Source organism: Nonomuraea sp. NPDC049750, assembly GCF_040659625.1.
Taxonomy (GTDB): domain Bacteria; phylum Actinomycetota; class Actinomycetes; order Streptosporangiales; family Streptosporangiaceae; genus Nonomuraea.
In genome coordinates, this window is record NZ_JBFANB010000001.1 from 778276 (window position 1) to 791092 (window position 12817).

The window sequence follows — 12817 nt, forward strand, 5'->3', positions numbered from 1 at the left end:
ATGGGATTTTCAGCTCGACAAGCGGATCGGCATGATCAGGTATCGGTAGTCGGGCACTCCGCCGTCATCCACAGGCTTTCCACCGGTGAGGATGGCGGGTTTGGTGGACGTGGTCATCTGCAGCCGGGCGACGTCCGAGTCGATCGCGCCCAGCCCTTCCAGCAGGAACTGGTGGTTGAAGGCGATGTTCATCTCCTCGCCCTCGTAGTCGACCGGCAGCACCTCGACGGCCTGGGCCTCGTCGCCGCTGCCGGCCTCCAGCACGACCTCGCCGCTCTTGAACGCCAGGCGTACCGGAGTGTTGCGCTCGGCGACCAGGGCCACGCGCTTGACCGCTTCGACGAACGAGCCTGTGGACAGGTCGGCGCGCGCCGAGAACTCCGTCGGCAGCAGCGAGCGGTATTTGGGGAACTCGGGGTCGAGCAGCCGCGTCGTGGTCCGCCGCCCGGCGCTGGAGAAGCCGATCATGCCCTCGCCGGTGCCGCCCGCCGAGCTGAGCGCGATCTCCACCTCGGCGCCGGTCGCGCCGAGCGCCTTGGCCGAGTCGGCGAGCGTCTTGCCGGGGATCATCGCGATCGCCGCGAAGTCGGGCTGGTCGGGCTGCCATTTCAGCTCGCGTACGGCCAGGCGGTAGCGGTCGGTCGCGGCGAGGGTCACGGTGTCGCCCTCGATCTCCATCCGTACGCCGGTGAGCATGGGCAGCGTGTCGTCCCTGCCCGCGGCGACGGCGACCTGGCCGACTGCGGCGGCGAAGACGTCGCTGCCCACCCGGCCGGCGGCCGGCGGCATGGCCGGCAGCGACGGGTAGTCCTCCACAGGCATGGTCAGCAGGGTGAACCGGGCGCTGCCACAAGTGACGACCGCCTTGGCTCCCTCCACGACGAAGTCCACAGGCTGTGCGGGAAGCGCGCGGGTGATCTCGGCGAGCAGCTTGCCGGAGACCAGGACGACGCCGGCCTCACCGGTGTGGAGTTCGAGCGTCACCTCGGCGGAGACCTCGTAGTCGAAGCCCGACAGCTTCAGCTGCTGGTCCTCGGTGACCTCCATCCGCATTCCGGCGAGAACGGGGACCGACGGTCGCGCGGGCAGGCTGCGTGCCGTCCATGCCACCGCCTCAGCGAGGACGTCTCGCTCGATTCGGAACATCACGGTCATCAGCCTCCTGAGTTCGTCGTTGATTCAAGTGTTGCCTCTCCCGCACCCGAGTTCCGGGAGAACCCCTCTATGGGTCTTGAGTTTCTTAGTAAGAGAGATAGGTGGTCTTCACACTAGGGGCTGTGGATAGTGTGGACAACGGGCGTTTCCCCTGGTCAGCTTGCGTGGCGTCGCCCACATGCTCGGTGGATTACGCCTGGGGGAAACTTCGCCGCCTGGGGATGAAGGTTCGTTGCCCACAGCTCGTCCCCAGATCATGGTGCGTTCATCCACTGGTCATCCACCGGCTTTCCACAGGTTATCCACGGGATAAACGGCCTCGCGGGAGACCCTTTTTCGACTGTGCACAGGCCGTCCACAAGTCATCCACCGGATGTCCCCAGGTTGTCCTCAGGATGTCCCCAACTTTATCCCCAGGCATCGCGCAGGATTTTTCAGGCGAAGATGGGGCGTACGGCCGTCGCGATCTGACGTTTCCCCTGATCCACAGTGTTATCCACAGGCTGTGCATAACGGTCAGGATCCGCGCGACGTCTGTTTGATGCGCATTGTTAGCTCGTTGACCTGGTTGTACATCGACCTGCGCTCCGCGATGAGCGAGCGGATCTTGCGCTCGGCATGCATGACGGTCGTGTGATCGCGGCCGCCGAACTGCTGCCCGATCTTCGGCAGCGAGAGGTCGGTCAGCTCGCGTACCAGATACATCGCGATCTGCCTGGCGTTGACCAGAGCCCGGCTGCGCGAGCTGCCGCAGAGGTCGTCGATGCTGATGCCGAAGTATTCGGCGGTCTTGGCCATGATCGTGGCGATGGTGATCTCGCCGCCGCCGTCGGAGGTGATCAGGTCCTTCAACACCACCTCGGCCAGCTGGAGGTCGACGCCCTGCCGGTTGAGGCTGGCGAAGGCGGTGACCCTGATCAGGGCACCCTCCAACTCGCGGATGTTGGTGGAGATGCGGCTGGCGATGTACTCCAGGACCTCGGGCGGGGCGGCCAGGCCCTCCTGGATGGCCTTCTTCCTGAGGATCGCGATGCGGGTCTCCAGCTCGGGCGGCTGGACATCGGTGATCAGGCCCCACTCGAACCGGTTGCGCAGCCGGTCCTCCAGCGTGATCAGCTGCTTCGGCGCCCGGTCGCTGGAGATCACGATCTGCTTGTTGGCGTTGTGCAGGGTGTTGAAGGTGTGGAAGAACTCCTCCTGCGTCTGCTCCTTGCCCTCCAGGAACTGGATGTCGTCCACGAGCAGGATGTCGATCGCCCGGTAGCGGCCGCGGAAGCCGTCGGCCTTGTGGTCGCGGATGCTGTTGATGAAGTCGTTGGTGAACTCCTCCGAGCTCACGTATCTCACCCGCGCGCCGTCGTACAGGCTCTGGGCGTAATGCCCGATCGCGTGCAGGAGGTGGGTCTTCCCCAGGCCCGAGTCGCCATAAATAAAGAGGGGGTTGTACGCCTTTGCGGGGGATTCGGCTACGGCCACGGCGGCCGCGTGGGCGAATCGGTTGCTGGCCCCGATGACGAATGTCTCGAAGGTGTACTTCTGGTTGAGCCGGGCGGGTTCGCTGGGCTTGTTGCTCTTCGCTTCCCAGCGGTTGTGCGTCGGCTCCGGCAGTTTCTCCACAGGCGACTGCCCCTGTTCAAAAGTGAACGTGGGCTGTGGATATTCGGTGGATATCTGAGCCGGGTCCGGCTGTGGAGAATAGAACTGCGGAGGCTCGGAAGCCTGGTAGTGCTGGGCCGATGGGGGCTGTGCGTAACGTGGCTGGGGGTCCAGGCCCTGGGGATAATTTTGAGCCACAGGCTGTGGATGAAGGTCCGGCATCTGCTGCTCGGGAGCCGTCGTGTCGATCATCACGGCCAGGCGCATCGCCCGGCCGAGCTCCTGGGAGAGCGCGTGGGCCACGAGGGGGCGCAGCTTCCCCTCGATGAGGTCCTTCAGGAAGTCGTTGGGGACGCCCAGCACGATCGTGTCGTCGGCCTGGGCGATCGGGCGCACCATGGAGAGCCAGGTGCGCTGCTGTATCGGGACGTTCTCGTTGAGGAAGTTGCTCAGGGCCCTCGCCCATACCTTGCCGAGGTCGACATGGTTCATGTGCGGTGCCCCTCCTTCCTCTCGCGGCCCCCCGCGATAGATCGTTTACCGCCTGCCCAGTGCGGGCATTGGCCTGTTGCGGCCTGATTATTGGCGCTTCGCACACGTACGTCACAAGTCGTCGGTGCACCGTCACTGGCTGTCCACCGGGGCGAGTTATCCACATGGAGCTCCCACCCGCAGGGGCGGCCGGCGCCTTGGTCCACAGCGTGTCGGCCGAGCTGGACGCCCACACCATCCACAGGCCATCCACAAGTTATGCACAGGCTTTGAGCGGCTCTGGGAGGGCTGACAGTAGCTCTGTGCACAGCTGTGTTCAAGCGTTGTCCACAGCCTAGTGGTACCTGAGTGCACATACTGTGGACGCGGCCGAGGATGTGGAAAACCCGCATGTGGATTAGTGGATAACCCGTTCGTCCGGGCCGCCAGTTTGACCTGGGGCATGCTTGCCCCGTAACGTGCCATGGTCGGCTTGTCACGCGACGGCTATTTCGCGTGCCCTCGCTCTCTTGGCAAGCCAGCCATGTGTGTATCAGCGCCCCTGCGGCGCACCTTCAAGCCTGGAGCCCACCCGTGAGCAAGCGTACTTTCCAGCCGAACAACCGTCGCCGCGCGAAGACCCACGGCTTCCGGCTGCGGATGCGCACCCGGGCCGGTCGCGCCATCCTGGCCGCTCGCCGCCGTAAGGGCCGCGAAACGCTGTCGGCCTGATCGACTCGCGTCCGATAGTCCGCCCGCCGGTGAAGTCCGCCGGCGGGCGATAGGCGTATATGGTGCTTTCCCGTCAATCCCGCATGCGACGCGGGGAGGAGTTCGAGGCGGCCGTCAAGCGTGGGAAGCGCGCGGGCCGTCCTACCCTGGTAGTGCATCTAGGCATTTCTGGGGATTCGACGCCTCTGGTTGGTTTCGTGGTGAGCCGAGCTGTGGGTGGCGCCGCCGTCCGTAACAAGGTCAAGCGGCGGCTCCGACACCTGATGCGGGACCGTCTCGACCGGCTCCCGCGAGGTAGCCTGCTGGTGGTACGCGCCAATCCACCGGCCGCGTCAGCGCGATACGAGCACCTTGCCGCCGAGCTCGACCTCGCGTTGGATCGTTTGTTCAGGCGGCGCGAGTCCGCGATGGATGGACACAGATGACGGAGCAGCCGCAAGGGATGCCGAGCCTCCCCGCTCGGGCATTGATCATCCCGATCCGGTTCTATCGGGCCTTCATCAGCCCGATGCTCGGTCCACGTTGCCGTTTCTATCCGTCGTGCAGTGCCTACGGGCTCGAAGCGATAGCCGTACATGGTGCATTGCGCGGCACATGGCTGACTGTCCGGCGCATCGGGCGGTGCCACCCATTCCATCCCGGAGGTATAGACCCGGTGCCCCCACGCCCGGTTCGGTCCCACGAAACGCAAGGGAGATAGCTCGGTGGAGCTGTCCTGGCTGAGCTGGCTCTATGAAGCCGTAGCCCATGTCATCATCTGGATCCATCAGGGATACAGCACATTCCTCAACCCGGACAGCGGGCTGACATGGGCCCTGACCATCATCACGCTGACCGTTTTCATGCGGGTTCTGATCTTCCCGCTCTTCCTGAAGCAGATGCGCTCGTCGCGCAAGATGCAGGAACTCGCCCCCAAGGTGGCGGAGCTCCGCAAGCGCTACAAGAACGACAAGCAGCGCATGAACCAGGAAGTCATGGCGGTCTACCAGGGAGCGGGCGCCAACCCGCTCGGTGGCTGTCTGCCCGTGGTCGCGCAGTTCCCCATCTTCATCTCGATGTTCACCGTGCTGCGGGCCATGGCCGACGGCCGCCCGGTCTACGGCATGACGCAGCAGCTCGTCGACAGCGCCCGATCCGCGCACATCTTCGGTGCGCCGCTTCCGGCCAGCTTCTGGATGTCGCAGGCCCAGGTCGAGGGGTTCGGCGCCACCGTCGTCACGACGAAGATCGTGCTGGGCGTCTTCGTGGCGATCAGCTCGCTGACCACGTTCCTCACCGTCCGGCAGAGCGTCACCCGCTCCATGGCCCAAATGCCGGACAACCCCATGGCGCAGCAGCAGAAGATCCTGATGTACATCTCTCCGCTGTTCGCCTTCTTCAGCCTCAACTTCCCGCTCGGCCTGATCATGTACTGGGTCACCACGAACCTGTGGACGCTCGGTCAGCAGCACTGGTTCTACAGCCGCCACCCGATGCCGCAGTTCGACGCCAAGGGCAACGTGGTCCCGGTCGAGCCGAAGACCGGCCTGCTCTCGAAGCTCCGCAAGGGCGGCGCCACTCCGGAAGAGGAAGTGCCTTCCGCGCCGCCGGAGCCTAAGATCATTCGGCAGCAGCCCAGTCGTCAGCCCCGCAGCAAGCGCACCGGCAGCAAGAAGTCGTGAACACGAAGGAGAGGCCGGCCATGACCGAGGCCGAGCAGGAGAAGACTCCTGATCTCAACGCGCTCGAGCAGGAAGGCGAGATCGCGGCAGACTACGTCGAGGGTCTCCTGGATATCGCCGACATCGACGGCGACATCGACATGGACGTCGAAGGTGACCGCGCGCTGGTCTCGGTCGTGGGCCTCAAGGGCACCGGCCTCGTCGGGCCCGAGGGGGAGGTCCTGGAGGCGCTCCAGGAGCTGACCCGCCTGGCCGTGCACCGGCAGACGGGGGAGCGGTCCCGGCTGATGCTCGACGTCGCCGGCTACCGCGAGCGGCGCCGCGCCGAGCTCACCAAGCTCGGCACCGAGATCGCCAACGAGGTGAAGGAGAAGGGCGAGCCCAAGGCGCTGCACGCGATGACGCCCTTCGAGCGCAAGATCGTCCATGACGCGGTGGCGGCCGCCGGGCTCCGTAGCGAGTCCGAGGGGGAGGAACCGCACCGCTACGTGGTCGTACTCCCGGTCTGACCACACGTACGCACACTCGCTCGCCGACCGGCCGCCGTCCCGCACTCGGGGACGGCGGCCGGTTCGCGTGAGGGCATTCTTCATGTACGGACGGCTTGTCCGCTCGATAGCTGATTGCCACCTTTCGTGAAGCTTGGAGCATTCCGGGTCCGTGCGGAGTGCAGAGAGTGTGGCGCGCGGCGTTCATTCAGGGCGGCCCGCTAGCCTTGCCAAGTGATCGCTCACCTAGCCTTAAGTAGATAGAGACCATCGCCCATGACCCCCGAGGAAGGGCCACCCACCAGTGACCGACGAGCTGCCGCCTCCGCCCGACGAAGCGCGTGAGCTGCCGCCTCCGCCCGATGTGGCGCGAGAGGTCTTCACCGGCGAGGCTTGGGGCCGCGCACAGGCGTTTGCCGAGCTCCTCGCCGGCCCTGGGGTGGTACGCGGGCTGCTGGGCCCCCGCGAGGTCCCCCGGATCTGGGATCGTCATCTGCTCAACTGCGCCGTCGTCGCCGAGGCCGTGCCGCCGGAGGTGCGGCTGGTCGACATCGGCTCGGGCGCCGGGTTGCCGGGCCTCGTGTTGGCGATCGTACGGCAGGACATCACGGTGACCCTGTTGGAGCCGCTGCTTCGCCGTACCGTCTTCCTGGAGGAGTGCGTCGAAGCGCTCAAACTGGACAACGTCGAGGTGTTGCGCGGCCGCGCGGAAGAGCTGGCGGGCAAGCGCGAATTCGACGTCGCCAGCGCCCGCGCGGTCGCGCCGCTTGACCGGCTGCTGAAGTGGGCCATGCCACTTCTTCGCGAAGGCGGCGAGTTGATCGCCATGAAGGGGGAGCGGGCCGCGGAGGAACTTGCCGAGGCGGAGCCCCAATTGCGGGCCAGTGGGGCGAGGACAGCCGAGCTTGTGACCGTCGGGCGCGGTAAGGTCGAGCCGCCTGCAACATTGGTTCGGGTGGTAGCAGGTCGCGCGCCGGAGCCCGGTAGGCGGCGACGAAGGAGGTGACGGTCGTGCCAATCGCGTCAAGCGGTCTTGGCTGGCCGGACAGTCCTCTGTCCGAGAGTCCCAGCGGGGTTGGCTGGCCCGAAATGGGCGTGTCGCGACAGCGAATTCCTGGCACCGGCCTGCCACTGGTTGAAAGGATGGCCAACGTGACCCAGACCCCCCTAAACCCCGGTGATTCGCCGTTGGTACGAGAGGCGCTCAGCTCAGTGGTTTCACGTGAAACATCTGCCACCCAAACAGCCGCCGCCAAGGCGGGCGAAGCGCCCGGGGGAGGCGACGGCGCCTGGCCCAGGCCGCCCAAGTGCCGAGTGATCGCGGTGGCGAACCAGAAGGGTGGCGTCGGAAAGACCACGACCTCGGTCAACATCGCCGCCGCGCTCTCGATGCACGGCCAGCGCGTACTCGTTGTCGACCTCGACCCCCAGGGCAACGCCTCCACGGCCCTGGCCACCGAGCACCGGGGCGATGTCCCGGACGTCTATCAGGTGCTCGTTGACGACTTGCCGATGGCCGACATCGTCAAGGAGGTGCCGGACATGCCAGGCCTCTACTGCGCCCCCGCCACCATCGACCTCGCCGGCGCCGAGATCGAACTCGTCTCACTCGTCGCCCGCGAAGCCCGCCTCCGCCGCGCACTGGGGGCCTTCGAGGCGATCGAGCTCGACTACATCATCATCGACTGCCCGCCGTCGCTCGGCCTCCTGACCGTCAACGCCCTGGTCGCCGCCGAAGAGGTCATGATCCCCATCCAGTGCGAGTACTACGCGCTGGAGGGCCTGGGCCAGCTCCTCCGCAACGTCGACCTCATCAAGGCGCACCTGAACCCCACGCTCAGCCTGTCGACGATCGTCCTCACTATGTACGACGGCCGCACCCGGCTTGCGTCCCAGGTCGCCGACGAGGTCCGCGCCCACTTTGGGGAGACGGTCCTCAGCACGGTCATCCCGCGCAGCGTCCGCCTTTCTGAGGCGCCCAGCTATGGGCAGTCGGTGATGACGTACGACCCTGGCTCGAGTGGCGCCATGGCCTACATGGACGCCGCCCGAGAAATCGCCCACCGCGCCGCCGTCTGACCTGTTGCCGTGTCGTAGGGCTGAGCTTTGTGTGGCCGTAGGTATCTCGTACGGCCTGAATGCGGCGGCCGCCCTGCGAACCGCCCTTCTAGGGCATACAAGAGCGTAGGACCTGGCGGCGCCCCGACGGCCCCGTGGAGGCCGTGCACGCGGGGCGGGTTCGTAGGCACAACCCCATGGACCATGGGCCGCTCACCATGCCCTCCAAGTCCGGGGGCGCCCACGGGGTGCGTGATGCCGGGCGTCGACAAGACGACGTGCGATGGTAGCGCGGCGAAGACGGCATACGAGCGAAGCGCGGCACGCCGTGATACCCCCTACCTCGACCAAACTCCCCACACCCCCACTCACCTCCATCTCCCACGCCACTCACGCCTCCGGTAACCCCCGCGCCACCCCGCACATCCCACCTCCCGCGCCACCCCGCACCCTGCATCCGCAACCCCCGCGCCGCACTCCGCACCCCTGCATCCCGCACCTCCCACCTCCTCACACACCCACACCCCCAAACTGCCGCTCCAAGATTCGAATCTTTCTGAACGGTCTGTCTTGGCGGCCAAAGCCATGGGGTACAGGGTCTGCAGAGTGCATGCCTGGTCGGATGTGTACGCGTGAGGTTGTGGCGGTGTAAATCCGGAGGAACCGCGTGTGGCGAGCGGGCACCCTGTCGCGTTGACGACGGTAACCTCTCCTGGAGTGACCGGAATCGGCCCGGTGGATGAGGAGAAGCAGTGAGTCAGCATCGGCGGGGGTTGGGCAAGGGACTCGGGGCACTCATCCCGACCGGTCCCATCGTTGACGGCACGGGGACAGTAGCCCCCGCGAATGGCGCAACGGGGGAGACCGCCGGCCCCAAGCCGATTGCCGGAGCGTACTTCAGGGAGATCGCCCTCAGCGCGATCGTTCCCAACCCACGCCAGCCCCGTGATGTCTTCGACGACGAGCGCCTCCATGAGTTGTCCGCGTCCATTCGCGAGGTCGGTCTGCTGCAACCGATCGTCGTACGCTCGGTGGGCGGCGGTAAGTACGAGCTGATCATGGGGGAGCGCCGCTGGCGCGCTTGCAAACTGGCTGAGCTCGACCCGATCCCCGCGATCGTCCGCAACACCCAGGACGACGAGCTCCTCAGAGACGCGCTGATCGAGAACCTCCAGCGCGAGCAGCTCAACCCCTTGGAAGAAGCCGCCGCGTACCAGCAACTGCTCGACGACTTCCGGGCGACACATGAAGAGCTCGCCCAGAAGGTCGGCCGATCCCGTCCTCACATCACCAACACCCTTCGCTTGCTCAACCTCCCGCCGGAGGTCCAGCTCCGCGTCGCCGCCGGCACCGTCAGCGCCGGCCATGCCCGCGCCCTCCTCAGCCTCGACAGCCCGGAAGAGCAAATCCAACTCGCCAAGCGGATCGTCGCCGAACTTCTTTCCGTCAGAGCCGTCGAAGAGATCGTCTCCCTCGGCAGCTCAAAGGCGGCGCCCAAGGCCACCCGCGACCGCCAGCCCAACAAGCCCTCCGCGCCCGGCCTCGTCCACCTCGCAGACCGTCTCTCAGACCACTTCGAGACCAAGGTCAAAGTCGACCTCGGTCGCCGAAAGGGGCGCATCGTGGTGGAGTTCGCGACGATCGATGACCTTGAGCGCATCATCGGCACCATGGCTCCCGAGGCCGTCCGCGCCATGAAGGACGCCGAAGACTAACCCCTGTTTCACGTGAAACCATTGGCCGTTTCACGTGAAACATGACCCCTAAGGCGCCGTATCGCCTGAGGAACGACGGGGAGCATCTGCAGGAAGCCCGGCCGCGACATCAGCGGGGTGCTCGCGATCGATGTCGGTGGCCGAGGTCGAGAAGTCCTTCGGCGCCGGCGAGGCGGGTACGCCGGGCCCGCTGAACCCGATTTTCGATCCGTGGCTGTCCGTCGGAATAGCTCGTGTTTCACGTGAAACACCACCAGCTCCGACTCCACCAACCGCCGCCACTCGTACTGGCGAGCCCCCGAGCCTCGAGAGACGACCTCGGCGGGCACCCCGAGCGAACACCCGAGCGAACACCCGAGCGGCCGTCCCGAGCCGAACTCCCCGAGCGGGCGCCCCGAGCTGACGTCCCGAGCGGGCGCTCCGAGCGGGCGCCCCGAGCTGACGTCCCGAGCCGAACCCCCGGACTGGGGTCCCGAGCGGACGCTCCGAGTGGACGCGCCGAGTGGACGCGCCGAGCTGACGTCCCGAGCTGAACCCCCCGAGCCAATCCCCGAGCGAAGGTCCCGACGGGCGTCCCGAGCCAAACCCCTCGAGCGGGCGTCCCCACGGGCGCCCCGAGGCGAACATCCCGAGCGCGGGTCCCGAGCGGGCGCCCTCAGAGGGGGCGTAGAGGTCAAGGGTGGGGGTGAAAGGCGGGTCATGGACGATCTGCAGGCGACCGTAAGCGAGTCGCGGGCTGGCCGGGGATGGCCTCACGCAGAGCGGTGTGCGTTTTCGGCCACGCAGCCCTGCTCGTCACGGATGGAAGCCTCACGGCGAGATTGTGGATCCCACCACTCAGTGGGATACGGCCGAGCCGTGGGATGGGCGGTTGGGCGGCCTGCATGCGCCCACGCCCCGACAAGGCCGTTCTTTGGGTCTCCCACAAGCACAGCAGCGCCGCACCCCGGCTGCGCCGCGCCGGGTGCTGCCCGTGGGCGCGCCGAGTGGGCTGCTCGCTCGCGCCTCGCGGTGGCAGCCACTCCGCGGTGCGGGCCGCCTTCGCCTGGCCGCACCACCGACGCCCCTGTTTCACGTGAAACCCTCCACCTGCTCTGGCGCCCCTGGCGTGCGCGGACGGCTCCGCCTCGGTCAGGTGATCCTGTGGATGGCGTCACGCAGAGCGGTGTGGTTTCTCGGCCACTCAGTCAGGTCGTCCGCAGCCCGCCCTTCACCCCCACCCTTGTCAGGCGATTTGTAGGCGAGTCGCGGGCGGGCCGGTCCGGTCCGGTCGTCATCCGCGAGTGGCGCATCCCGGTGGAACGCTTCACCGGCGCGATCTGGCAAAGCCAACGCACAACACACCGATTCACCGGCCGCGAAAAGTCGGCGGTACCTGTGCGCGAGCATCCCTAACCCCGGTTACCTGACCTTGCAGGACTTCGGCGGTATTGGCCGAGAGGCGATCCACCCCGTCTCAGGCGCCTGCGCGGCGTAGTAAGTCAGGATGTCGCCTCTGGAGCCGCCCGGCACATAACTGGTCCGGGCCAGCGTGGCGCCGGTCTCCATGTCCAAGAGAGTGCGCGTGTACGCGGGGAGCGACTTCGATCCCCGCGACTGATGCTGCTCACTGTCACGGGTGAACGTGATCGACAACGCCTGCCTGCCTAGCGGATCGGTTGCCGTGCCGTACACCTTGGTGTCGAGAAGCTCCGCCAACAGACGCAGGATCGTGGCACGAAGTTGCGGGCGGATCGGCATGGACAGAAGATTGCCCGCGAGAGGGAGGAACTCATCAAACGGCTGCTCGAACCCCCGACTCTGCCATATGCGGTGATAGTCACGGAGCTTGGCGAGCAGGCCGTTCCGGTCGGCGGGGATGGCAGCCAGATCGGCGAGCGTGAAGGCCGCGAGGGAGTAGTCCCCGGCCCGAGCGTCGTCCCCGTCACGCCGTTCGCAGCCTTGGGGCTGGGCAGCGATCCGAATCGGTCGGCACTCGTCGGCCGGGTTGTCCTTGGGACAGCGCGGCTTGATCCGGGCAGGTGCTCCCGCCGCACGCCATGCGCGCTCATCGGCTGCGGAGGCAGGGAGCGCGCTCGGTACGGAGGTCTGCAGTATGGACCTCTCCGAGGAGTTCAGCGGAGCCGTTCACTCGATGCGCTGCCGAGTCGGAAGCGACCTCGGCGTGACTCAGGCCGCCCAACGCGATCAGCAGCACCACGTCGCGATCGCGCTGCTTCAGTGTGGCCAGCGCCCCCGCGAGCGGGGCGGTGAAGCGCGCGGCGTCCACCCGATCGAGCACTCGATTCAGTGCGGGGTCCTCGTGGCCGTCCCAGTCACGCTCCGCCGCGCGGCTGAGCGCCTTCCGCCGCGTGGTCTCGGTACGGCGGTGCCCGCGCGACCAGGTTGGTAGCAATGCCGTACAGCCAGGGCCTGATCTCTCCCACGGCTGGGTCGTATCCGCCGCGCAACGCCGCGAGGAACACCTCGGCGGCTAGGTCGTCAGCGTCGTCCGCGGGCAGGCGACGGGCGATGTACCGGTGGATCACGGCGAAGTAGCGGTCGAAGAGATTGGTCGGCGCCACCGGTTGATCTCTCCCGCTACGCGTTTTGTACACGATCACACCTATTTCTTGCCGCGACGGTGAGAATGCTTTCACTCGCGCTGATCCACACGACCTGGAGAAGCCAGCCCGGCCCATCCTCCGAGCGCTCGACCCGGCCCATCCTCTGAGCGCCCGACCCGGCCACCCTCCGGTCGACGCCGGGCCAACCAACCTCCGCGCGGTCCGGACCGGCCAACCTCCGGCCGACGCCGGGCCAACCAACCTCCGGACGCCCGGGCCAACCAACCTCCGGACGCCCGGGCCAACCAACCTCCGGACGCCCGGGCCAACCAACCTCCGGACGCCCGGACCGGCCAATCTCCGAGCGCCCGGACCAGCCAAGCTCACCAGTGCTC

General features: G+C 66.8%; 13 protein-coding genes. 8 read left to right on the top strand and 5 right to left on the bottom strand.

The features are described 5' to 3' along the window. Positions 1–9: 9 nt before the first annotated feature. Complete coding sequence (gene dnaN / locus AB0J16_RS03745; protein ID WP_358534824.1) at positions 10–1149, bottom strand: DNA polymerase III subunit beta; 1140 nt, start codon at positions 1147–1149, stop codon at positions 10–12. A gap of 522 nt (positions 1150–1671) precedes the next feature. After that, positions 1672–3243 (bottom strand): chromosomal replication initiator protein DnaA, encoded by a 1572-nt coding sequence (gene dnaA / locus AB0J16_RS03750; protein ID WP_358534340.1) that lies wholly within the window; start codon positions 3241–3243, stop codon positions 1672–1674. Positions 3244–3816: 573 nt separating this feature from the next. Between dnaA and rpmH the strand changes: the two genes are divergently transcribed. The 8 genes from rpmH (at position 3817) to AB0J16_RS03790 (ending at position 9876) form a co-directional block, all read left to right on the top strand. Next, on the top strand, positions 3817–3954 hold the full coding sequence (gene rpmH / locus AB0J16_RS03755; protein WP_093172456.1) for a 50S ribosomal protein L34: 138 nt from the start codon (positions 3817–3819) through the stop codon (positions 3952–3954). Between the two features lie 59 nt (positions 3955–4013). Continuing rightward, positions 4014–4379, top strand: coding sequence for a ribonuclease P protein component (gene rnpA / locus AB0J16_RS03760; protein ID WP_358534342.1), 366 nt, complete (start codon positions 4014–4016; stop codon positions 4377–4379). A gap of 17 nt (positions 4380–4396) precedes the next feature. Continuing rightward, positions 4397–4654 carry a membrane protein insertion efficiency factor YidD gene (gene yidD, locus AB0J16_RS03765; protein ID WP_357655404.1) on the top strand — a complete coding sequence of 86 codons (258 nt, stop codon included), beginning with the start codon at positions 4397–4399 and terminating at the stop codon, positions 4652–4654. Between the two features lie 4 nt (positions 4655–4658). After that, the gene (gene yidC, locus AB0J16_RS03770) at positions 4659–5615 is read left to right on the top strand and encodes a membrane protein insertase YidC (protein ID WP_358534344.1); all 957 of its coding nucleotides are present in this window, start codon (positions 4659–4661) and stop codon (positions 5613–5615) included. 20 nt (positions 5616–5635) lie between these two features. Beyond that, positions 5636–6124 carry a R3H domain-containing nucleic acid-binding protein gene (locus tag AB0J16_RS03775; RefSeq protein WP_357939728.1) on the top strand — a complete coding sequence of 163 codons (489 nt, stop codon included), beginning with the start codon at positions 5636–5638 and terminating at the stop codon, positions 6122–6124. Positions 6125–6449: 325 nt separating this feature from the next. Then, entirely contained in the window at positions 6450–7109 is a 660-nt protein-coding gene (rsmG, locus tag AB0J16_RS03780; protein ID WP_358534826.1) for a 16S rRNA (guanine(527)-N(7))-methyltransferase RsmG, read from the top strand. A gap of 137 nt (positions 7110–7246) precedes the next feature. Then, on the top strand, positions 7247–8182 hold the full coding sequence (locus AB0J16_RS03785) for a ParA family protein (protein WP_357938162.1): 936 nt from the start codon (positions 7247–7249) through the stop codon (positions 8180–8182). A 731-nt stretch (positions 8183–8913) separates the two neighbouring features. Further along, positions 8914–9876, top strand: a complete 963-nt coding sequence (locus tag AB0J16_RS03790) for a ParB/RepB/Spo0J family partition protein (RefSeq protein WP_358534346.1) — start codon at positions 8914–8916, stop codon at positions 9874–9876. 1401 nt (positions 9877–11277) lie between these two features. Here AB0J16_RS03790 and AB0J16_RS03795 read toward each other — a convergent pair. The 3 genes from AB0J16_RS03795 to AB0J16_RS03805 all read right to left on the bottom strand — a co-directional run bounded on the left by AB0J16_RS03795 (position 11278) and on the right by AB0J16_RS03805 (position 12473). Further along, positions 11278–11616: a hypothetical protein gene (locus AB0J16_RS03795; protein ID WP_358534348.1), complete on the bottom strand. Its 339-nt coding sequence runs from the start codon at positions 11614–11616 to the stop codon at positions 11278–11280. Positions 11617–11923: 307 nt separating this feature from the next. Next, complete coding sequence (locus AB0J16_RS03800; protein ID WP_358534350.1) at positions 11924–12157, bottom strand: sigma factor-like helix-turn-helix DNA-binding protein; 234 nt, start codon at positions 12155–12157, stop codon at positions 11924–11926. A 34-nt stretch (positions 12158–12191) separates the two neighbouring features. Next, complete coding sequence (locus AB0J16_RS03805; RefSeq protein ID WP_358534352.1) at positions 12192–12473, bottom strand: sigma factor; 282 nt, start codon at positions 12471–12473, stop codon at positions 12192–12194. Positions 12474–12817 lie beyond the last annotated feature (344 nt).